The organism is Lentzea fradiae (genome assembly GCF_900100955.1).
GTDB classification, from domain to species: Bacteria; Actinomycetota; Actinomycetes; order Mycobacteriales; family Pseudonocardiaceae; genus Lentzea; species Lentzea fradiae.
Genome location: NZ_FNCC01000002.1, coordinates 589672 through 611224, shown reverse-complemented (window position 1 = coordinate 611224; position 21553 = coordinate 589672). Strand labels below are relative to the sequence as shown.

The 21553-nt window shown below is 71.2% G+C and carries 21 protein-coding genes; 13 read left to right on the top strand and 8 right to left on the bottom strand.

Annotation, left to right across the window (positions count from 1 at the left end; genetic code table 11):
- Positions 1-9: 9 nt before the first annotated feature.
- The 6 genes from BLT23_RS07065 (at position 10) to BLT23_RS07040 (ending at position 6667) form a co-directional block, all read left to right on the top strand.
- The gene (locus tag BLT23_RS07065; protein WP_090046715.1) at positions 10-336 is read left to right on the top strand and encodes a hypothetical protein; all 327 of its coding nucleotides are present in this window, start codon (positions 10-12) and stop codon (positions 334-336) included.
- Positions 337-439: 103 nt separating this feature from the next.
- A complete protein-coding gene (locus tag BLT23_RS07060) occupies positions 440-1321 on the top strand; it encodes a hypothetical protein (protein ID WP_090046713.1) in 882 nt (293 codons plus the stop codon).
- A 173-nt stretch (positions 1322-1494) separates the two neighbouring features.
- A complete protein-coding gene (locus BLT23_RS07055; protein ID WP_090046711.1) occupies positions 1495-2316 on the top strand; it encodes a hypothetical protein in 822 nt (273 codons plus the stop codon).
- Between the two features lie 205 nt (positions 2317-2521).
- Positions 2522-3403: a hypothetical protein gene (locus BLT23_RS07050; protein ID WP_090046709.1), complete on the top strand. Its 882-nt coding sequence runs from the start codon at positions 2522-2524 to the stop codon at positions 3401-3403.
- A 138-nt stretch (positions 3404-3541) separates the two neighbouring features.
- Complete coding sequence (locus BLT23_RS07045; protein ID WP_245743723.1) at positions 3542-4897, top strand: serine/threonine-protein kinase; 1356 nt, start codon at positions 3542-3544, stop codon at positions 4895-4897.
- A 117-nt stretch (positions 4898-5014) separates the two neighbouring features.
- The gene (locus BLT23_RS07040; protein ID WP_090046707.1) at positions 5015-6667 is read left to right on the top strand and encodes a serine/threonine-protein kinase; all 1653 of its coding nucleotides are present in this window, start codon (positions 5015-5017) and stop codon (positions 6665-6667) included.
- Positions 6668-6680: 13 nt separating this feature from the next.
- Here the strand turns inward: BLT23_RS07040 and BLT23_RS07035 are convergent, their stop codons facing one another.
- A complete protein-coding gene (locus BLT23_RS07035) occupies positions 6681-7583 on the bottom strand; it encodes a LysR family transcriptional regulator (RefSeq protein ID WP_090046705.1) in 903 nt (300 codons plus the stop codon).
- Between the two features lie 82 nt (positions 7584-7665).
- On the opposite strand from BLT23_RS07035, the gene BLT23_RS07030 reads away from it, so the two are divergent.
- The 3 genes from BLT23_RS07030 (at position 7666) to BLT23_RS07020 (ending at position 10656) form a co-directional block, all read left to right on the top strand.
- Positions 7666-8592: a DMT family transporter gene (locus tag BLT23_RS07030; RefSeq protein ID WP_090046702.1), complete on the top strand. Its 927-nt coding sequence runs from the start codon at positions 7666-7668 to the stop codon at positions 8590-8592.
- Between the two features lie 122 nt (positions 8593-8714).
- Positions 8715-9134: an SsgA family sporulation/cell division regulator gene (locus tag BLT23_RS07025; protein WP_090046700.1), complete on the top strand. Its 420-nt coding sequence runs from the start codon at positions 8715-8717 to the stop codon at positions 9132-9134.
- A 244-nt stretch (positions 9135-9378) separates the two neighbouring features.
- On the top strand, positions 9379-10656 hold the full coding sequence (locus BLT23_RS07020; RefSeq protein ID WP_245743722.1) for a serine/threonine-protein kinase: 1278 nt from the start codon (positions 9379-9381) through the stop codon (positions 10654-10656).
- On the opposite strand, the gene BLT23_RS07015 is transcribed toward BLT23_RS07020, so the two are convergent.
- The 3 genes from BLT23_RS07015 to BLT23_RS07005 are packed head-to-tail and all read right to left on the bottom strand — an operon-like array spanning position 10640 to position 13057.
- The gene (locus tag BLT23_RS07015) at positions 10640-11230 is read right to left on the bottom strand and encodes a phosphatase PAP2 family protein (protein ID WP_090046698.1); all 591 of its coding nucleotides are present in this window, start codon (positions 11228-11230) and stop codon (positions 10640-10642) included. The genes BLT23_RS07020 and BLT23_RS07015 overlap by 17 nt on opposite strands.
- A 7-nt stretch (positions 11231-11237) precedes the next feature.
- On the bottom strand, positions 11238-11888 hold the full coding sequence (locus BLT23_RS07010; RefSeq protein WP_045309891.1) for a response regulator: 651 nt from the start codon (positions 11886-11888) through the stop codon (positions 11238-11240).
- On the bottom strand, positions 11885-13057 hold the full coding sequence (locus BLT23_RS07005; protein ID WP_090046936.1) for an ATP-binding protein: 1173 nt from the start codon (positions 13055-13057) through the stop codon (positions 11885-11887). The genes BLT23_RS07010 and BLT23_RS07005 overlap by 4 nt, the downstream gene beginning before the upstream one ends.
- A 132-nt stretch (positions 13058-13189) precedes the next feature.
- Between BLT23_RS07005 and BLT23_RS07000 the strand changes: the two genes are divergently transcribed.
- Positions 13190-14386, top strand: a complete 1197-nt coding sequence (locus tag BLT23_RS07000; protein WP_176946632.1) for a PspC domain-containing protein — start codon at positions 13190-13192, stop codon at positions 14384-14386.
- A complete protein-coding gene (locus tag BLT23_RS06995; RefSeq protein ID WP_245743718.1) occupies positions 14379-14582 on the top strand; it encodes a hypothetical protein in 204 nt (67 codons plus the stop codon). Before BLT23_RS07000 ends, BLT23_RS06995 begins: the two co-directional genes overlap by 8 nt.
- A 37-nt stretch (positions 14583-14619) precedes the next feature.
- Here the strand turns inward: BLT23_RS06995 and BLT23_RS06990 are convergent, their stop codons facing one another.
- From BLT23_RS06990 to guaA, 3 genes are all read right to left on the bottom strand, one after another.
- Positions 14620-15768 carry a hypothetical protein gene (locus BLT23_RS06990; protein ID WP_090046932.1) on the bottom strand — a complete coding sequence of 383 codons (1149 nt, stop codon included), beginning with the start codon at positions 15766-15768 and terminating at the stop codon, positions 14620-14622.
- A 46-nt stretch (positions 15769-15814) separates the two neighbouring features.
- Complete coding sequence (locus BLT23_RS06985) at positions 15815-16321, bottom strand: DUF4365 domain-containing protein (RefSeq protein WP_090046694.1); 507 nt, start codon at positions 16319-16321, stop codon at positions 15815-15817.
- A gap of 129 nt (positions 16322-16450) precedes the next feature.
- Positions 16451-18010: a glutamine-hydrolyzing GMP synthase gene (gene guaA / locus BLT23_RS06980; protein ID WP_090046692.1), complete on the bottom strand. Its 1560-nt coding sequence runs from the start codon at positions 18008-18010 to the stop codon at positions 16451-16453.
- A gap of 19 nt (positions 18011-18029) precedes the next feature.
- On the opposite strand from guaA, the gene BLT23_RS06975 reads away from it, so the two are divergent.
- Together BLT23_RS06975 and BLT23_RS06970 are read left to right on the top strand one after the other, a co-directional pair.
- Complete coding sequence (locus BLT23_RS06975; protein ID WP_218133657.1) at positions 18030-18698, top strand: aminoglycoside phosphotransferase family protein; 669 nt, start codon at positions 18030-18032, stop codon at positions 18696-18698.
- Between the two features lie 10 nt (positions 18699-18708).
- Complete coding sequence (locus BLT23_RS06970; RefSeq protein WP_090046929.1) at positions 18709-20154, top strand: aldehyde dehydrogenase family protein; 1446 nt, start codon at positions 18709-18711, stop codon at positions 20152-20154.
- Here BLT23_RS06970 and BLT23_RS06965 read toward each other — a convergent pair.
- Positions 20149-21528 carry an FAD-binding oxidoreductase gene (locus BLT23_RS06965; RefSeq protein ID WP_090046688.1) on the bottom strand — a complete coding sequence of 460 codons (1380 nt, stop codon included), beginning with the start codon at positions 21526-21528 and terminating at the stop codon, positions 20149-20151. The two genes, BLT23_RS06970 and BLT23_RS06965, sit on opposite strands and share 6 nt — an antisense overlap.
- Positions 21529-21553 lie beyond the last annotated feature (25 nt).

Sequence of the window (21553 nt, the reverse complement as noted above, 5' to 3'; positions counted from 1 at the left end):
ACTGGAGGCATGGGCCTCATCGCCGCACTGATCGCCATCGCCGGCCTGATCGCCGCCTTGGCGCACGACGCTTACCTGGGCTTGCTCGGCTCGGCCGCGAACAAGAAGGGGCTCGCCGGAGCACCTGTCTCGCAGTTCGTCCGCAGCCGCTGGAAGACCGCGATCATCACGACCGCCGGCGCCGCGATCGGCCTGATGATCACCGGCGGCGACTCGTTCGGCGCCGACGTGGTCGGCGCGCTGATCGCGGGTGGCAGCGGCCTCGCCGCGATCAACGGCGTGCAGAAGACGCGCAAGCAGCTGAACAGCGGCCGGGCCCAGCTCCCGCCCCGCTGACAACTCCACACGATCGGGTGTCCCTCCTCCCGAACAGCCCCTTTTGGCGGGTTGGCTACCTCCGCACGGCCCTACCCTGGTGCCGTCGCAGAGGGGTGTCGGGATGGACGAACAGCCGGGCAAACATCGCGTCGACGAGGCCGTCGCCCCGCCGTGGGCACGGCCCGCCGGCGGGGGCGGCCGCATCCCGCACCCCCGCCGGGACGTCGACCCGCTGCAGGACACCGACGGGCTGAGGAAGTTCAACATCGGCCTGGTGCCCGCGTCGGTCACGCCGCCGGGCACCTGGCGCCGCGCGGCGTGGTTCGCCGTCGTCTCCTCGGTGCTGGTGCTGGTCGGCCTGAGCGTCGCGGCGGCCAAGCTCGTCGGCGGCAGCGGCGGGGTCGACCCGGTCGGCCTGCCCGGCTACCCGTCGGACGTGCCGCTCATCTCCCAGCTGCCCACGGGCGGCACCACCCCGCCGGTCAGCGACACGCCCGAGGCTGCGATGGCCACCGGCCGGCGCGTCCTCCCGCAGGACACGGGCGCGGGCCGGGAGCCGGCCCCGAGCGGCCGGGCGTCCGTCCCGACCACGTCCGGCACGTCCCCGTCCCGCACCTCCGCGTCCGGCGCGCTGCCGCCGATCATCGCGGCGCCCGTGATCACGACGCTGCCGGTCACGCAGGAGCCGATCGTCGACGGCTCCGAGATCGCCCGGCGCACCGAGTCCTTCTACCGCGCGATGGTCGCGAACGCCGAGGCCGCGCTCGCCCTCACCACCGACGCCGTCCGGTCGAACGCGGGCGCGCTGCTCGACGGCAAGCTCTCCGACATCGAGCTGATCGAGGTGCGGGAGATCGCCGTCGACCCCGGCAGCGGGGTCACCGTCAGCGTGCTGCGGGTGACGAGGAAGGACGGCTCGGTCAGCACGGAGAAGCGCGAGCTGAGCTTCACCCTCGGCGAGCAGCCGCTGATCAACGGTGAACGGTTGAAGACGGGCGGCTGATCCGCCTCAAGCTCCGGGCGAGGGCTACCGAACGTAGTAGGTAGCAACCTTTGAACGATTCCAAAGCACCGCTGAACGCCTCGAACGCGTGAAGTCGGCCTGGGGACTGGCGTCTCTCGGCAAGGACACGGTACGTCTTCAGGTGAACACGGACAGTACGGAGGACAAGACCAGTGCAGCGTCCCGCGACGACCGGCCGCAGGCACACCCGCGCGGGGTCGATCAGCGTCGCCGAGCTGATCAGGCAGCAGCCGATCCGCATCCCCTCGCAGGAGGAAGCCGCGACCGACGCCCTGGTCAGCTCGCTGCTCGGCCCGAACGCGACGGCGAACGCCACGGCGGCGACCGCCGTCATCCCGGTGGCCTCCGGTCACCGCCGCCGCGCGAAGCGGAACCGGATCGCCAGGGCGGCCGGCCTGCTGACCGGTGCCGCCCTGCTCGTCTCCTCGGTCACGGGCGCGGCGATCCTCGTCGCCAACCGCCCGCCGAACGCGGGCATCCCGTATTCCGAGCGCCCCGTCGCCCTGTCCGGGGCGAGCGCCCTGCGCCCGGACGTCCTGGCTGCGCAGCTGCCGAACGAGCGTCCGCCGGCACCGCAGACCACCGCCGTCGCGCCGATGCCGCAGCCGTCCGCGTTGCTGCTTCAGCAGCAACCGGAACCGTCGACGCCGGAGGTGTCGACCGGCCCTCAGCCGCAGGTCGACGTGGTGAAGCGGTTCTACGAGCTGCTCATCACCAAGCCCGGCTCCGCCGCCAGGCTGCTGGCGCCGAACCTGGTCGGGTCCGACCCCACTGCCTTCGTCGACGCGTGGAGCATGATCAAGACGGTGAACGTCGACCAGACGTCGCTGCGGCCGGACGGCTCGGTGCTCGCGGTCGTGTCGATGCAGGAGCTCGACGGCAGCTGGCTGCGCCTCGAACAGCTCTTCTGGCTCACCGACACGTCCCAGCCGCGGATCGTCGCCACGGAGGTCCTTTCGGCCCAACGCAGTTAGGCCGGGCTGTTCGGTCCCGCCGCACCGGATCGCCGTTCGCAGTCGAACGGTGACCGCTCGTCGCGCATACCCACTAAGTGACGTGAAAATTCCCCCGAAGGGGTTACATCTCGGGTCACGATTCGGTATCCATGTTCCCGCCAGTGCGCATACGCGAACTTGGAAGGGTGAACGAGCGGTGTCGATTGAGGACCATCGTCGGCGGTTGAACGGGTCGGCGGAGTCGACCGGGCAGCTGTCGGTCGCCGAGCTGATCGCCCGCCGCGAGGCGGAGACCGTGGAGATCCCGGTGATCACCGACGACATCACCCCCGAGGCGTTCGAGCCGACGGTCAAGCTCAAGCCGGTCAAGGTGCACGGCGGCAAGCTCAAGAAGCAGCCGATGGGCGAGCTGCACATCACCGAGCTGCTGCGCCGCGAGGGCAGGGCCGACGACACGCAGCGCGGCGGGTTCACCGTCGGCAAGCTCGCCGTCGCCGCCAGCGGTGGCGTCGTTCTCTGCGGGTCGATGGCGTTCGCCGCCTCCTCGCTGCTGTCCTCGCCGGACGAGCGCCCGCTCGCCGAGGTGCGGTTCGACGAGCGCGCCCAGGCCCGCGCCGCGAGCGCCGGGACCGAGGGCGGCGTCGTGAAGCTGCCGTCGAACAAGACGCAGCAGGCCGACGCGACCGAGACGCAGGAGACGACCGAGGAGACGACCGCTCCGACCACGCGCGTCGCCCCGTACGTCCAGACCCAGCAGCCGCGTCCGGCGCAGCAGCCCACGCAGACGCAGCAGCCGACTCAGCAGCCCACCTCCGAGACGCCGCCGGCCGCCAGCACGCCGACCTCGTCGCCGGAGACCACGCAGCCGAGCACGCCGCCGTCGTCGCAGACGCCCGCCCCGCCGGCGCCGACCACCACCACCTCGGCGTCCACCCCCGCGACCGCCCCGAGCAGCGTCACGCCGCCCCCTTCCTCCTCGTCGAACCCGCTCCCGACCTCCGCCAACCCGGTCGACGTGAGCGTGGACCTCGGCCTCCTCGACCCGGTGCTCGACACCGTGGGCGACGTCGTCGGCGGCTTCGACTTCTTCGCCCCGGTGAACTGACGTACGACGGGTAGCTTCGGCGCCGCTGTCCGGCAGGTACCCTGTGCGGGCATTCCGGACGACCGCTGACTACCGCACGAGGAGCACGAGCGTGGGACCTGCTTCCGCAGTCACGCTGCCGAGCGCCGGGGTGGTCTTGTGACTACGTCCGACACCTCGGACGGACGCCTGATCGCGGACCGCTACCGCTTCCTGGACCGCATCGGTTCAGGGGCGATGGGCATCGTGTGGCGCGCTCACGACGAGCGGCTCGGCCGCGAGGTCGCGATCAAGCAGCTGCTGCTGGCCCCCGGTCTGGACGAGGCGGAGCAGGACGAGGCCATCCAGCGCGCCATGCGCGAGGGCCGCATCGCCGCCAAGCTGCACCACCCGAACGCCATCGCCGTGTACGACGTCGTGGAAGAAGACGGCGTCCCGTGCCTGGTCATGGAGTACCTGCCGTCCTACAGCCTCGCCGACGCGCTGGCCGAGGGCGGGCCGATGGACCCGGTCGAGGTCGCCCACATCGGCGCGCAGTGCGCGGCCGCGCTGGCCGCGGCGCACGCGGCCGGGATCGTCCACCGCGACGTGAAGCCCGGCAACGTGCTGATCGCCGACAACGGCATCGTCAAGATCACCGACTTCGGCATCTCGCGCGCCTCCGACGACATCACGGTCACCAAGACCGGCCTGATCGCGGGCACCCCCGCGTACCTCGCGCCGGAGATCGCGCGGGGCCAGGACCCGACGCCCGCGTCGGACGTCTACTCGCTCGGCTCGACGCTGTTCGCCGCGATGGAGGGCGAACCGCCCTACGGAGTGAGCGAGAACACCCTCGGTGTGCTGCACGCCGTCGCGGCGGGCCGGATCAACCAGCCGACCGTCGACCACCCGCTCGCCGACACGCTGCTGTACCTGCTGAACTTCGAGCCGGACGACCGGCCGACGATGTCGCAGGCGCGTGACCTGTTCAACGCCATCGCGCACGGCCGGTCGCCGTCGTTCAGCGGCCTGGCGGTGCCCGCGGGGCCCGACCCGACGACGATGATGGAGCCCGAACGGACGCGCGTCGTCCGCCCGGCCGCGGCCACGCGCACCTCGCCGGCGCGCACGGCTCCCCCGATGGCCCCGGCCCGCCCCCAGCGCGCCGACGACAACAAGCCGCTGGTCATCGCGGCCGTCGTGCTGGCGTTGCTGCTGGTCATCGGTGGTCTGATGGTCGCGCTGGGGGTGTTCAACCGGGAGCAGGAGACGCCGATCGTGCCGCCGCCGAGCTCGTCCACGGCGGTGCCGACGACCTCCGAGGTGTCCGAGGCCCCGGTGATCACCACCACGACCGAGGCAACCCCCACGCAGGAAACGACGTCTGCACCTACGACGACCACAACCACGACCACCACAACGACGACGACCACGACGACCACCACGACCACGACGAAGCCGCCGACCACCACGACGACGACGTCGAACACGACGACATCTCCCGTGGTGCAGCCGCCTCCTCCGGCGGGCTAAGCGTCGTTGCGCCGCAGAAGTCTCGTAAGGTGGTACCCGCACCGTTGGGTGATCTGAACCCGAAGGTGTGATCAGCCGTTAAACAGAGAGCAAGTGACCGCACAGCGGGGAGCAACTGTGACCGACGATGGCCGATTGGTCGCTGGTCGCTACCGATTGAGCCAGCGGATCGGTAGTGGCGCCATGGGCGTCGTCTGGACCGCACACGACGAACGCCTGCACCGCACCGTCGCGGTCAAGCAGCTGCTCTTGCAGCCCGGGCTCGCCGAGGCAGACACGGACGAGGCCAAGAGACGCGCCATGCGCGAGGGCCGCATCGCCGCCCGCCTGCAGCACCCGCACGCCGTGGCGGTCTACGACGTCGCCGAGGACGACGGCCAGCCGTGGCTCGTGATGGAGTACCTGCCGTCCAAGAGCCTCTCGGCCGTGCTGTCCGAGCGCGGCACGCTGCCGCCGCGGGACGTCGCGTCGATCGGCATGCAGGTCGCCTCGGCGCTGGCCGCCGCGCACAACGCGGGCATCGTGCACCGCGACATCAAGCCCGGCAACGTGCTGCTCGGCGACGACGGCACGGTCAAGATCACCGACTTCGGCATCTCCCGCGCGACGGGTGACGTCACCGTCACCGCGACGGGCATGCTGGCCGGCACCCCCGCCTACCTCGCGCCCGAGGTCGCCAAGGGCTACGACCCCGGCTCGCCGTCCGACGTGTTCTCCCTCGGGTCGACGCTGTACGCGGCGATCGAGGGCGAGCCCCCGTTCGGGCTGAGCGAGAACACCATCGCGCTGCTGCACAAGGTCGCGTCCGGCAAGGTCAACCCGCCGCGCAACGCGGGCCCGCTGACGGCGCTGCTGATGCGGCTGCTGCGCGCGGAGCCCGAGGACCGCCCCACGATGGCCGAGGCCCGCGACGCGCTCGCCGCCGTCGCCAACGGTCAGGCCACCCCCGCCTTCACGCCCGCTGTCGTCGCGCCGACGCACCCGCCGTCGTGGCGCGGTGCCCCGGTGCAGCCGCAGCCGCAGGCCGCCACGCGTGCCCTGCCACCGCAGCAGCAGCAAAGCCCGCCGCCGCCCAACGCGACGCGCGTGGACATGCAGACGCCTCCGCACACGCCTCCGCGTGCGATGCCGGCGCAGCACCCGGCGCCGTCCAACCAGCGGCCCGCCGCGGCGCCCCAGTACTCGCGGCGCCCGAGGTCCTCGGCCGCGGCGCTCGCGTCGTCGGTGAAGAGCAGGAAGTCGACCGTCTACACCGCGCTCGCCATCGTGGCGGCGGCCGTGGTCGGCATCATGTTCGCGAGCATGATCTCCAGCAACGGCGACGACAACGGCTCCGACAACCTCGCGGGTCCCGACACCTCCGTGTCGCAGACGAAGGACAGCTCCAAGCCGTCGACGCCGCCGAAGTCGGCCGGGAAGGCGGGTCAGTGGACGACCCAGCCACAGCCCGCCGACATGGAGAGCTACCTGCGGGACTACTTCGAGATGGCCCCCGACTCGCCCGCCGAGGCGTGGAAGATGGGCAACGCCAACTTCCAGGGCAACTACCCCGGCGGTCAGAGCGGGTTCGACTCCTTCTGGAAGAACGTCGAGAAGGCCAAGATCCTCAACGCGGTCGAGAAGTCGAGCTTCTACTGGGAAGTCGACGTCGAGTACGTCAAGAAGAACGGCGAGAAGAGCGTCGAACGGCGCGGCATCTCGTTCCAGTGGGCGAGCCCGAACCTGCTGCTGAGCAGCGAGAAGTCGCTCGGCGCGGCACAGGGCTACTGAGAGAGCGCGCGGGTCAGCTGACCCGCGCGGCCTTCTCCAGCGCCTCCGCCAGCGAGAGCACGGCGGGGTTCCACGCCATGTCCTCCCGGTAGACGACGTGGATGTGCCGCACCGGCTCGGGGTTGCGCACCTTGCGCAGCACGACGCCGGGATGCGCGTAGCCCAGGCCGAGCCGCGGGATGACCGCGACGCCGAGCCCGGCCGCCACGAACCCCTGCGCGGTCGCGTAGTCGTCGCTCTCGACCGCGACCTTCGGGGAGAACCCCGCACCGGCGCACGCGTTCGGCACCAGGTTCCCGCACAGACCGGTGGCACCGCAGTCCGCGTTGACCCACGGTTCGTCCGCGAGCTCGCCGAGGTCGATCACGCGCTTGCGGGCGAGGGCGTGGCCGCGCGGGAGCACGGCGTAGAACGGGTCGGCGAGCAGGTGCCGGGCGACCACCCCCTGCGGGGCGGGCGCGTCGGGCTCCAGGACGGTGATCGCCACGTCCGCGCGGCCAGCGGCGAGCTCCTCGAACGGGTCGTTCGGCTCGGTCAGCTTCAGGTCCAGCTCGACGCCAGTGCGCTCGGCGCGGAACGTCGCCACCGCGGGCGGCACGAGGGCCGCTCCCGCCGTGGCGAAGTAGCGGACGCGCAGGGTGCCGGCGCAGCCGTTGCGCAACGCCGTCAGCGCGCTCTCCGCCTCGGCCAGCTGCTCGGCGAGACGGGCGGCGTGCTCGGTCAGCAGCCGACCGGCGGCGGTGGGCCGGACGCCCCGCCCGACCCGTTCCAGCAGGGGCATTCCCGCCTGCTTCTCCAGGCCCGCGACCTGCTGCGACACCGCCGAGGGGGTGTAGCCGAGGTTGGTGGCGGCCGCGGTGATGGAACCGGTGGTCACGACGGCCCTGAGCACCTGCATGCGTCGCACGTCCAGCATGCCTCGACACTACAGAGCTGCTTAAGGGTTCTGCACAACAATTAAATTGTTTTCAGGTGTCGGCGAGCGCAGAGTTGAGGGCGTGAACCAACGCGCAACGCTGGTCAGGATGGGCGTCCTCGCCCTGCTGTGGGGTTCGAGCTTCCTGTGGATGAAGCTCGCGCTCGGGAGCCTTTCTCCCCTGCAGATCTCGCTCGCGCGGACGTTCCTCGGGGCGGTCGTGCTCTTCGTGGTGCTGGCGCTGGCGCGGATGACGCTGCCGCGCGACCGCCGAATCTGGTGGCACATGCTCTTCGTGGCGCTGTTCAGCAGCGCGGTGCCGTTCACGCTCTTCGCGTTCGGCGGCCGGACGGTCGACTCGGGCGTGTCCGGGGTGCTCAACTCGACCACCCCGCTGTTCGCACTGGCCATCGGCCTGCTGCTGGGCACGGAGAAGATCAGCCACCTGGTCCGGATGCTCGGGCTCGGACTGGGCTTCGCCGGTGTCCTGCTGATCTTCGCGCCGTGGCAGTCCGCCGACGGCATCGCGAACTGGGGCGCCCTGCTGTGCCTCGTCGGCGCCGCGAGCTACGCCGTCGGCTACTCCTACGCGGGCCGCTACCTGGTCAACACCGGCGCCACGCCCACGCAGCTCGCCGCCGTCCAGCTGACCGCCGCGACGGGGATGCTCCTCGTGGCGCTGCCGGTCGGTGGCCTGCAGCCGCTGCACCTGCACTGGGTGGGCATCGTCGCCGTCACCGTTCTCGGCGTGTTCGGCACCGGCGTGGCCTTCATCCTCAACTACCGGGTGATCGCGGACGAGGGCGCCACCACGGCGACCACCGTCGGTTACCTCTTGCCGGTGGTGTCGGTGCTCCTCGGAGCGGTCTTCCTCGGCGAGCAGCTCAACGCCAGGGTCGTCCTCGGCATGCTGGTGGTGCTGGCAGGCGTGGCGCTGACCCGGCGCAGGCCCGTCGCGGCAGGTCAGACCGTCCCACCAAACGAGACGCACGACCTGGTCAAACGCTGAGGGATGAGACGCGCGTCTCCCCCAGAAGGATGGTTCCGGGCCGAATCGCGTCCTTCCGGGGCCCGTTGGCCGTCTCCTCAACAGTGAGCGGTTGTGGAGACGAGCCCAAGAAGGACATCGACATGAACAACCAGAACCTGAAGGTCACCGCCAGGACGACTTTTCACCTCCTGGCCCCCGGAGCGGCCCCCGCGCCGGTCGAGGCGGAGCTCGTGTACGACCCGGAGGACCCGTACGCGGTCGCCGTCGTCTTCTTCACGGGGTCGGGACGCGTCGAGTGGATGTTCGCCAGGGACCTGCTGTCGGACGGCCTGCTGACGCCGTGCGGCGAGGGCGACATCCTGGTCCGCCCCGCGTCCGACGACCCTGAGCGCGTCCTGGTGGAGCTGAACGCCCCGACCGGGTTCGCCATCCTCAGCGCGCTCGCCGAGGACGTGGCGACGTTCCTGGACCTGTCCTACGACGTCGTCCAGCCGGGCGAGGAGGACCTGTGGATCGACTTCGACCGGGAGCTGCAGAAGCTGGTCTCGACGATCGACTAGGCCAGCGCGGCGCTCAGGTGGGCTGACGGGCGCGGGGCGAGGTTGCCGCAGGGCAGCTCGTCACCGGAAACCACCTGTGCACACCCGGTGTCGCACGTCGTGGGCAACGACGGACGGCACGTTCCACCGCCGAGCGGCCCCGGACGCGAGTCCCCACCGGGGGCGGGCCCGGCGAGATCCTCACCACCACCCCGCGAGCGGGGAACCCCCGTGGTGCGTCTGCGCGATTGATTAGTCTCAAGGTGTGACGACCATCGGGGACCGCTACACGCTGCTCGAGCGCATCGGCAGCGGTGCGATGGGGGTGGTCTGGCGGGCACGCGACGAGGTGCTGGCGCGCGAGGTCGCGGTCAAGCAGCTCATCACCGGCGACCACCAGCGGGCGATGCGCGAGGCGCGCAACGCCGCCCGGTTGCACCACCCGCACGCGATCGCGGTGTTCGACGTCGTGGCGAGCGACGACGAAGAGCCGTGGATCGTCATGGAGTACCTGCCCTCGCTCAGCCTGTCGGCGCTGATCGCCCAGCGCGGCCCGCTCAAGCCGGCCCAGGCGGCGAGCATCGGCGCCAAGGTCGCCTCGGCGCTGGCCGCGGCGCACAACGCGGGACTGGTCCACCGCGACATCAAGCCCGGCAACGTCCTGATCGGCGACGACGGCACCGTCAAGATCACCGACTTCGGCATCTCCAAGGCGTCCGGCGACGGCACGATGACCGACACCGGCATGATCGCGGGCACGCCCGCCTACCTCGCGCCCGAGGTCGCACGGGGTGAGCAGCCCGGTGAGGCGTCCGACGTGTTCTCGCTCGGCGCCACCATCTACGCGGCCATCGAGGGCGAGTCCGTCTTCGGGCCCAGCGACAACAGCTTCGGCCTCATCTACCGGGCCGCCAGCGGGCAGCTGCGCGACCCGAAGAACGCGGGCGAGCTCACGCCGCTGCTGATGCGCCTGCTCGCGCAGGACCCGAAGGAGCGCCCGACCGCCCAGGAGGCCGCCGAGCTGCTGTCCGAGGAGCCGCAGCCGTCGCAGCCGCTGGTCGTGCCGCCGCAGCCCGCCCGCCGCAAGCCGCCGAACCGGCGCATCCTGGTGATCCTGTCGATCATCGGGCTCCTCGCCGTCGGAGGCGGTGCCGCCGCCGCGTACTGGAACGGCACCCAGGGCGGCCGGACCGTCAACCCCGCCGACTTCGGCTACCAGCCGGTGGTCTACTTCACGGCGGAAGAGGCGAACGCGTTCGTGCACCAGCACTACCGCCTGCTGCCGGACAAGGCGGGACGGGCGTGGGAGAACCTCCGCGGCCAGGCGCAGGAACCCAAGGACGAGTACGTCAAGCGGTGGAGCGTCTACACGTCCGTCGAGATCACCGGGGCCGCCACGGTGGCGTCGCGGAACGTGAACTGGGTGGTCAGCATCCCCCTGGCGATGACCAGGGACGGCGCCACCGAGCAGGGCGTCTTCGACATCGAGGTCGCCTCGGTCAGCAACCAGATGAAGATCGTCAGCACTACCAGGCAGAGCTGAGCAGCCAGAAACAGCCGCCACCCACGACGACGCCCATCACCGAGCCCGCCAGCACCTGCGCCGTCGTGTGGTCGCCCAGCTCCACCCGCGACCACGACACGAGCGCCGCCGGCACGGCCAGCAGCAGCCACCACGGCCCGTAGACGACAGTCAGGGTCACCACGGCCGCCCACGCCACCGCTGCGTGCAGCGAGATCTTCCACCTCAGCCCGAACGTGATCGCCATGCTGACGACCAGGGCCGCGAACATGCTGCCCGCCAGCGCGAGCACCGACCGCGGCGCACCGCCCAGGAACATGATCACCGTGCCCGCCGTCAGCGACGCGCCCGCCGTGAGCAGCGGTACGACCCTGCCCTCGCGGTTCGTGACGTGGTGGCCGTCCCACTTGCCCTTGCGCGCGCCGCGCACGATGACCGCCATCGGGATGATGGACGCCGTCAACGCGACGACGAACCCCCACACCAGCGTCATCCACACGGACTCCGTGGCCGCCGCGACGGCGAACGGCAGCAGGACCACCCAGACCCACGGCGCCAGCACCTCGGTGGCACCGCGGGCGACCTTCTCGACCAAGTTCCCCTCAGACCAGTCTGCGATCCGTGGCCCAGCGGGACAGCTCGTACCGGTTGGAGAGCTGCGTCTTCCGCAGGACGCTCGACACGTGCGTCTCCACCGTCTTCACGCTGATGAACAGCTCGGACGCGATCTCCTTGTAAGCGTAGCCACGGGCCAGCAGCCGCAGGACGTCGCGTTCGCGGGGCGTCAGCAGGTCGAGCTCGGGGTCGCTGATCGGCGCGGCACCCGGCCGGTCCGCGAACGCGTCCAGCACGAACCCGGCCAGCCGCGGCGAGAACACCGCGTCGCCCTCCGAGACCCGCACGACCGCCTTGACCAGCTCCTGGCTGGAGATCGTCTTCGTCACGTAGCCGCGCGCACCGGCGCGGATCACGTTGATGACGTCCTCGGCGGCGTCGGAGACCGACAGCGCGAGGAACGTGACCTCCGGGATCTTCGTCCGGATCTGCCGCAGCACCTCGGCACCGCCGCCGTCGGGCATGTGCACGTCGAGCAGCACCACGTCCGGCTTGTGGTGGGCGATGCCCGCCACCGCCTCGCCGACGCTGCCCGCCTCGCCCACGACCTCCACCGCGTCGGTGATGGTGTCGAGCTCCGCGCGGACTCCCGCGCGGAACAACGCGTGGTCGTCCACCAGGAACACCCTCACGCTCACGTCCTGGCCTCCGTCTTCCTCGGCATCTCGAGCTGCACCTCGGTCCCCTCACCGGGTGCGGTGCGCAGTCGCACCTGTCCGCCGTGCCGGTCCATCCTCCCCCGGATGCTGCCCGACAGGCCATGCCGGTCCTCCGGCACGGTGTCCGGGTCGAAACCCTTGCCCCTGTCGCGCACGAACACCGTCACCTTGTCGGGCTCGATCTCCGCGTAGACGCTCACCTCGCCGACGCCCGCGTGCTTCGCGGCGTTGACCATCGCCTCCTTCGCCGCCTGGATCAACGCGAACATGCCGTCCTCCAGGTCGCAGTCCCCCACCACGACCTGCGACACGGCGATGGCGAAGCCGTCCTCCACCTCGGCGCACGTCTGGGCGATGGCGACGCTCATGGTCGTCGGCCGGTCGCCCACCTCGCGGCCGTAGAGCCAGCTGCGCAGCTCGCGCTCCTGGCTGCGGGCGAGGCGCTTCACCTCGCGCGGCGACTCCGACTGCTTCTGGATCAGGGCGAGCGTCTGCAGCACCGAGTCGTGCAGGTGGGCGGCGATCTCGGCGCGTTCCTCGGTGCGGATGCGCGCCCGGCGCTCCGCGTCCAGGTCGCGGACCAGCCGCATCCACAGCGGCACGGTCAGCACCGCGACGCCGACCAGCGTGGCGAGCACGGCCAGCGCGACGCTCGGCAGGTTCTGGATGGAGTCGTTCGACACCAGGAACGCGCCGACCCCCAGCGCCACCAGTGCCGCCCCCGCCGCGGCCCGCACGACGCCCGACTTCTTCCCCGTGCCGAACGCGCCGTCCTTCCACCTGCGCCGCTGCGCCTCGTCCGCCTCGCGCCACACGACCGCGGCACCCACGAGCGCCACGGCGATCGGGCCGGTCACCCAGCCGCTCGCCGCGCCGCTCAGCAGACCCGTGAACACGGCGACGCCCAGACCGAGCGCCGCGAGACCGACAGCCTGCTGCCACTCCTTGCGGTCCTCGTCGGTCTCCGGCTCCGCCTCCGCGGACTGCGGGACGAACATCCAGAGAAGCGCGTACGCGATGATCCCCGCGCCGCTCAACGCGGCGAACACGGCGAACACCGCACGCACCCAGAAGACGGGTGCGTTCAGGTGGTCCGCCAGTCCGCTCGCGACGCCCGCGACCACCCGGCCGGTGCGTCGGCGGCGCATCGGCTCGATGCCTGCACTCACCACCTGATCGTCACACGTCGCCTCGAGTTGTTCATCAGGGATCACCCCGGTTCCCGGATTCAGGGCTGGTCCCTGATGTGGAGGACGGCCGGACCTAGCAACCTGGTGGTCGTGAGCGGGACTGAGAAGGTCATGCAGGGCGTGGCGGACACGCTCAGAGAGTTCTGGGCCCACCGTCCGGTGCGGCCCCGTGCAGGGCGCAAGATCGGCGGCGTCGCCACCGGGATCGCCCTGCGCTACCGGATCGACCCGGTGATCGTCCGGATCGCGTTCGTCGCGCTCGTGCTGGCCGGCGGCGTCGGCGTCCCGATGTACCTGGGCGGCTGGCTGCTGCTGCCGGAGGAGGGCGACCAGACCTCACCGGCCGAAGCGCTGCTCGGCAAGGGCTCCAGCTCGATGTCCCAGGGACAGACCGTGCTGCTGGGCATCCTGATGTTCCCCGCGCTGGCGTTCATGTTCGGCGAGGGCGGCTTCCAGGTGTTCGTGACGATCGCAGCGTCGGTCGCGTGCATCTACCTGCTGCAGAAGAACCGCGGGCACCTGGCCCCGGCGATGTCGCTCACCGGTGAGGAGACGCCCCAGGCGACGACACCGCTGGTGCCGGGAGCACCGGCGTGGGACCCGCTGGGCGCCGCCCCGTTCGCGTGGGACCTGCCCGAACCGTCCCCGAAGCCGCAGTCGCAGCCACCGGCCCCGCGCCGGCGCCCGAACCGCCCGAAGGTGGCCGCGGCGACCCTGGGCGTCACGATGCTGGTCGCCGCGAGCGCGTCGATCGCCGGCATGTGGGTGCCGTGGTTCACGGTGCCGCACATCATGGGCCTCGCGATCGCGACCCTGGCGGCGGGCCTGCTCGTCGGCTCGTTCGTCGGCGCGGGCCGCAGCCTGATCTGGCTGCTGGTCCCGCTGTCGGTGGCGGGCTTCGCCTTCACCGCGGTCGACTTCGACGGACCCGCGAACGTCGGCAGCATCGCGGAGACCCCGAAGAACGTCGCCGACGTGAGGGACAGGTACGAGATCGGCGCCGGCAGCATCATGCTCGACCTGCGGCAGCTGCCGGACACCGGTTCGGTGGAGACCGAGATCGAGACCGAGCTCGGCGAGATCGTCGTGCACGTGCCGAAGAACGCCGACGTGTCGTTCAAGTGCGAGGCGGGCTCCATCGGCGGCCTCCACTGCCTCGGCAGGAACGCCGACGGCGGCAAGGTGAAGGTCCAGGGAACCGACGTGGGCGAGGACGGCGAAGGCGGCCTGGAGATCGACGTCGACATCCAGGTCGGCGTCGGAGAGGTGAAGGTGCTCCGTGACTGAGCAGCAGCAGGTGATGCGCAGGCGGATCGACCCGGTGAGCCTGGTCTTCGGGATCGCCGGTGGGCTGATGGCCGTGTACGTGCTGAGCAGCGGGACGTTCTGGCTCGACTTCCGGTGGGCGCTGGGCGGCACGGCGATCGTGGTCGGCGTGGTGCTGCTGACCAACTCGTTGAGACGCAACAAGACCCGCGAATGACGAAGGCCCCCGGTCCGCCGGGGGCCTTTCTCGTTGGTCAGCTTCGCTGGTGTTGCAGGAAGCTCGGGTCGACGGTCACCGGTCCGGTCAGGCGCCACGCCCCTCGTTCGAACGCCAGGTTGCCCGTGACGGTGAACGGCAGCTTCCTCCGGTGGGCGAAGATCGCCCACTCGTAGTCGTCCCCGGTCAGCGGAACGTGGATCTTCCTGGTGCGTCCCCTGACCTCGGCGCTCAGGACGATCGTCGTCTCCTCCTGGTCATCGCCGTTGGGTTCCTCACGGGTGAGCGAACGGACCTGGCCGACGACGGTCTCCGTGCGCGGCGGCTCTTCCCGCCGGACCAGCCGCTCGCGGACGCGCGGCAGTCCGACGATCGCGTCGCGGTTCACCACGATGCGCGAGGTGGGAACGTCGGGCGGGGGTTCGCTCGCCGCCCAGTCGAACGACAGGTCGAGCTCACGCAGCGAGTCCGCTTCCGTCAGGTCTTGGAGCGACTCCACGAGGTTCGCGCTGAGCCCGCGCTCAACCGCCCGCTCGACGGCGTGGGGGTCCCAGCTCAGCGAGAGGTCGCGCGCCGCCGACAAACCGGTGGCCAGCGTTTCCATCACCCGCCGCGGGAACGGGGCCACGCGGCCTCCGTCCTGCTCGTTCACGGGAAGCGGCTCACCGAGGCGCGTCACGACGGTGAAGACGAAGCTGCCGCGCTTCGTGTGGCCGAGCCGGATGTCCTCGTCGAGGAAGTCGGTCACCGTGCTGGACCGGCGGCCCCTGTGGGAATGCATCGGGTCGTCGGCCGAGGTAGCCGCCGCCTTCATCATCTTGAACAGACCGTCGAGCGCCTTCTCCGCCTGCCTGAACGGGAGCGTCCCGTCGATCATGAGCTGGTCGAAGCGGACGAAGAAGAGATCGGCACGGGTGGCGGTGATCTTCTCCGCGAGCCGGCCGGGATCCCAGTCGTACACGGTGGCCAGCGCGCGCAGGGTGTCGCGGAAGCGCTGGGCGAAGTCGACGTAGTCGGTCGCCAGCGGGAGCATGACTCGCGCCTCGTCGCGGAGGCGCCAGATCTGCCGGACGTCCGGAACCTGCGCTTCGAGCTGCCAGTCGTTGGCGGCGAGGTACTGCTGCACGGCCAGCGGGGTGAGGCTGCCGGCGAGCTCGCGGTAGTCGTCGACCGGTGGGGTGCTCACCACACGCCTCCTTCGCCGACCCTCTGCATGATGCTCCGCAAACTCGCTACGTCGAAGAGGTTAGTTCTAGGCGCAGGTGCACTGTCTTGCTGCTGGCGCCATCAGCGATCTCACCCAGCAGTGTGGCGTGCTCCCAGTACATGCGGCTACCGGTGAGCAGGTGCTCCTCGCACTGGCTCAGCAGCGGTTCGTCGTCACGCGGAATCACGAGGACGCCGAGGAACGCCTCGTTGTACCGCTTGCGGTGGGTGAGCCTGACGAACGGGCCGCGTTCCATCCTCCAGGCGAAGTGCGTGTCCCCCAGCAGGTTGTGCTGGGTCGTGCACTTGAGCTGCAGCTCGAACTCCGGGCAGTAGTACTTCTCGTACTCGGTCGACGCCGCGATGGTGATGTCGACGCCGTCGTAGTCCGTCTCGTGCCACTTGATCGAGCAGCCGGCCGCCGCGGCGATCATCCTGACGAACGCCAGGCTGAACTGCTCCTGGCGAGCTGTCATCGGCAGGCCACCGTCGAGCTGAGTCGTCGGTCGCGCACCGTCGTCCCCGTCTGCCATGGGCTCCCTCCTCGTGGCGGCGGACCGGCAGCACCCTAGGCGCGTTCGAGAAGGGCTTCGGGGAATTTGATCAAGAGCCACACGAAAGCATGAAAAAGCCCCCGGTCTCCCGGGGGCCTTCTCACGTTCCTACTCCCACTCGATGGTGCCCGGCGGCTTCGACGTCACGTCGAGCACCACGCGGTTGACCTCCGCCACCTCGTTGGTGATCCGGGTCGAGATCCGCTCCAGCACCTCGTACGGCAGGCGCGTCCAGTCGGCGGTCATCGCGTCCTCGGACGAGACGGGGCGCAGCACGACCGGGTGGCCGTAGGTGCGGCCGTCGCCCTGGACGCCGACGCTGCGGACGTCCGCGAGCAGGACGACCGGGCACTGCCAGATGGACCGGTCGAGGCCCGCGAGGGTCAGTTCCTCGCGGGCGATGGCGTCGGCCTGGCGCAGCGTGTCGAGGCGCTCCTGGGTGACCTCGCCGATGATGCGGATGCCGAGGCCGGGGCCGGGGAACGGCTGGCGCTGCACGATCGTCTCCGGCAGGCCGAGCTCGGTGCCGACGCGGCGGACCTCGTCCTTGAACAGGGCCCGGAGCGGCTCGACCAGCTCGAACTGGAGGTCGTCTGGCAGGCCGCCGACGTTGTGGTGGGACTTGATGTTCGCGGCGCCCGCGCCGCCGCCGGACTCGACGACGTCCGGGTAGAGGGTGCCCTGGACGAGGAAGCGGTAGTCGCCCTCGGCCTTGAGGTCGCGTTCGGCCTGTTCGAAGACGCGGATGAACTCGCGGCCGATGATCTTGCGCTTCTGCTCGGGGTCGGTGACTCCGGCCAGGGCGGTCAGGAAGCGTTCGCGGGCGTCGACGGTCACCAGCTTGATGCCGGTGGCGGCCACGTAGTCGCGTTCGACCTGGGCTCGTTCGCCTGCCCTGAGCAGGCCGTGGTCGACGAAGACGCACGTGAGGCGGTCGCCGATGGCCTTCTGGACCAGGGCGGCGGCCACGGCGGAGTCGACGCCGCCGGACAGGCCGCAGATGGCCTTGCCGTCACCGATCTGCTCGCGGATGCGGGCGACCTGCTCGTCCACGATGGACGACGTGGTCCACTGCGGACGCAGGCCCGCGATGTCGTGCAGGAACCGGCGCAGCACCTCCTGGCCGTGCGGCGAGTGGTGCACCTCCGGGTGGTACTGGACGCCGGCGAAGCGGCGCTGGGTGTCCTCGAACGCGGCGACCGGGGCGCCCTCGCTGGTGGCGGTGACGGTGAAGCCCTCCGGCGCCTTCGTGACGGCGTCGCCGTGGCTCATCCACACCGGGTGGCTCACCGGGAGCTCCTGGTGCAGCGCTCCGCCCTCGGCAGGCACGGACAGGTCGGTGCGGCCGTACTCGCGGGTGCCGGTCTGCTCGACCGAGCCGCCGAGCGCGCGCGCCATCGCCTGGAAGCCGTAGCAGATGCCGAAGACCGGGACGCCGGTCTCGAACAGCTTCGGGTCGACCTGCGGCGCGCCTTCCTCGTAGACGCTCGACGGGCCACCGGACAGCACGATGGCCAGCGGGTTCTTGTCGAGGATCTCGCCCACCGACGCGGTGTGCGGGACCACCTCGGAGTAGACCTGGGCCTCGCGCACGCGGCGGGCGATCAGCTGCGCGTACTGGGCACCGAAGTCGACGACGAGAACAGGGCGGTTGCTGGTGTCGGACACGACCCCAAGGATGTCATGCGTGGACGGAGAGCTGCTGACCGGTGGCGGGCTGAACGAGGTGTTCAAAGTGGGTGACGCGGTGCGGCGGCCTGCCGGGCCGTGGGCGCCGCGGGTGCACGAGTTGTTGCGGCACTTGGCACCTCTCGGGATCGCGCCGGTGCCGCTCGGGCTGGACGGCGGGCACGAGCTGCTCGGCTACCTGCCCGGTGACGTTGGCCACGTGCCCCCATCGGATGACGCCGCGCTGGTCGAGTCCGCGCTCATGCTGCGGCGGCTGCACGACGCGACGCTCGGCCTCGTCGACCGGCGGGACGGGTGGCAGCACCCGCCGCGGGAACCGGTCGAGGTCGTGCTGCACGGTGATTTCGCGCCGTACAACATGGTTTTCGCCGACGGCCGCCCCACGGGCGTGTTCGACTTCGACACCGCGCATCCCGGGCCGCGCTGGTGGGACGTCAGCTGGGCGGTCATCCAGTTCGTGCTGGCGCTGCCGGACGACCGCCCGCGCCGTGCCCGGCTCTTCTGCGACGCCTATGGGTGCGATTACGAAGAGGATCATGTCGTCGCCCGTCTGGAGGACATGATCCGGACGATCCGGGAGCATCCGGCGTTCGTCCGGCAACGCGCGGAACGGCACGACGACTACTACTTGGAACTCATCCGGTACGTGCGGGGCGGCAGGGCCTAACGTGACCGTCATGGACGCGTTCACACCGCAGCCCCGGCCGTGCTGGGTCGCCGGCCGCCCCGAGCAGGGCGACCAGGCGTTGGAGGTTCTGCACCCGTTCGACGGCACCGAGGTCGCCTCGGTCGCGGTGCCGGGCAGAGACCAGGTGGAACGCGCGGTGGCGGCGGCCGCGGCGGTGGCCAGGAAGTTCCGGCTCACCCCCGCCCACGTGCGGGCCGAGGCGCTGCTGCAGGTGTCGCGCACCCTGGCCGAACGGGCGGAGGAGATCGCCGAGACGATCACCGCCGAGAACGGCAAGCCGCTCAAGTGGGCCGAGATCGAGGTGCAGCGCGCCGTCGGCACGTTCCGGTTCGCCGCCGAGGAGGCCCGCCGGTTCACCGGTGGTCTGCAGCGGCTCGACACCGACGCCGGTGGCGTCGGGCGGATGGCGATCGTCCGGCACGTGCCGCGCGGGCCGGTGCTCGCCGTGGCGCCGTTCAACTTCCCGCTGAACCTGGTGGCGCACAAGGTCGCCCCGGCGCTCGCGGTGGGCGCGCCGGTGATCGTGAAGCCTGCCTCTGCGACGCCGCTCAGCGCGTTGCTGCTGGGCGAGATCCTGGCCGAGACCGGGCTGCCGGAGGGCGTCTTCTCGGTGCTTCCCGTGCGCGGCAAGGACATGGACGCGCTGGTGAAGGACGAGCGCCTGCCCGTCATCTCCTTCACCGGCTCCACCAAGGTCGGCTGGTCGCTCATGGAAGCCGCGCCGCGCAAGCACGTCGTGATGGAGCTGGGCTCCAACGCGGCCGCGATCATCTGTCCCGACTGGACGGACCTGGACCACGCGGCGCAGCGCATCGCGACGTTCGGCAACTACCAGGCCGGGCAGTCGTGCATCGCCGTGCAGCGGGTGATCGTGGACCGCTCGCTCGCGGACGAGTTCGTGCCGAAGCTCGTGGCGGCCGTGGGGGCGTTGAAGACCGGCGACCCGCACGACCCGGAGGTCGAGGTCGGGCCGCTGATCGACGAGGACAACGCCCGCCGCGTCGAGGAGTGGGTCAACATGGCCACCGACGTCGGCGCGAAGGTGCTGCTCGGCGGCAAGCGCACCGGCGCGACGGTCGAGCCGACCGTGCTCACCGACGTGCCGAGGACCGCCAAGGTGTGGGCCCAGGAGGTCTTCGGGCCGGTGCTCGTGGTGTCCGTCGCGGACGGCGTGCAGAACGCGTTCGAGCAGGCCAACGACTCCGAGTACGGCCTGCAGGCCGGGGTGTTCACCCGCGACGTGCGGGTGGCGTTCGAGGCGGCGGCCGAGCTGGAGGTCGGTGGCGTGATCATCGGTGACGTGCCGTCCTACCGCGCCGACCAGATGCCCTACGGCGGTGTGAAGGGCTCGGGCACCGGACGTGAGGGCGTCCGGTCGGCGATGGAGGACTTCACCGAGGAACGGGTGACGGTCCTGACCGGCATCCAGCTATAGGCCCTGCGGGAAGGCGAGCACGCGGTCCGGGTCGTAGCGCCGCGCGACCTTCCTGAGCCGCGCGAGGTTGCGGCCGTAGTAGGCGGTGGGCCAGTCGGGCATCTCCGGGTCGATGTAGTTGACGTACCCGGTGGTGCCCGCGCCGAGCCCGTCCCGCCACGCCGCCAGCAGCGCGCGGGCCTCGGCCTCGGTCCGGTCGCGCACGAAGACGTAGAGCTGCGCGCTCGCCAGCACGTCGCGGTGCGGGAACGCGGTGGCGTCCGGCGCGACCCGGCTGAGCGCGCCGCCCCACGAGTCGAGCTGGAAGAACCCGTCGCGCTCGCCGTCCACCAGCTCCGCGACGCGGGTGCCGGGCACGCGGCGGCGCAGCATCCGCGACGACGCCACGAACGCCAGGCCGGGGTCGTCGGCAGGTCCCGCGAAGAACCGCATGGCCTCCAGGTAGGTCATCTCCCGCACGGTCCGCTCGCCGCCAGCGGGCATGCGGTCGAGCAGCCGGTGCAGGTTCCTCGCGGAGCCGACGTAGGTGCCGTCGAACCCGATCCTGGACGGCCCGCCGGTCGCCGAGACGCCACACCCGGACCACAGCTCGTCCGGTGTCGTCGCGATCCACTCCTGCCAGGCGTCGAACACGTCCGCGGTCGCGCCCGCCGGGTACTGCAGGCTGAACACCGCGAGGTCCGGCGCCGGGTCCGTGCGGAACGTGAACGACGTGACGACGCCGAAGTTGCCGCCACCGCCGCCGCGCAACGCCCAGAACAGGTCGGGCTCGCGGTGCCCGTCGACGGTGCGCAGCACGCCGTCCGGCGTGACGATCCTGGCGCTGGTCAGGTGGTCGCAGGTCAGGCCGTACTTGCGGCCGATCACGCCGATGCCGCCGCCGAGCGTCAGCCCGGCGATGCCGACCGTGCCGCACGAGCCCGCCGGCAACGCCCTGCCCGCGCCGCCGACCCCCTCGTAGACGTCGATGAGCCTCGCCCCGGCGCCGACGTGCGCGGAGCCGCCGGCGACCCGCACGTCCGCCAGGCCGCCGAGGTCGACGACGAGGCCGTTCTCCGGCACCGAGTAGCCCGCGTAGCTGTGCCTGCCGCTGCGGGCGGCCACCGGCACCCGTTCGTGCGAGGCGAAGTCGAGGCACGCCTGCACGTCCTCCTGCCGGACGCACCGGGCGATGGCGGCCGGTCTGCGCTGCGCGTAGACGTGGTTGTACGGCTGCCGGAGCCGGTCGTAGGCCGCGTCGCCCGGCAGCACGAGCCGGTCGCCGAGCCTGCGCTTGAGCCGCGCCCAGCCGGTGCTCGCGTGCGCGGTCGTCGTGCCCGCCCCCAGCCCCGTCACGGCGAGCGCGGTCCCCTGCAAGAAGGTTCGTCTGTCCATCCCCATGTCGAAACACCCCCGCGGC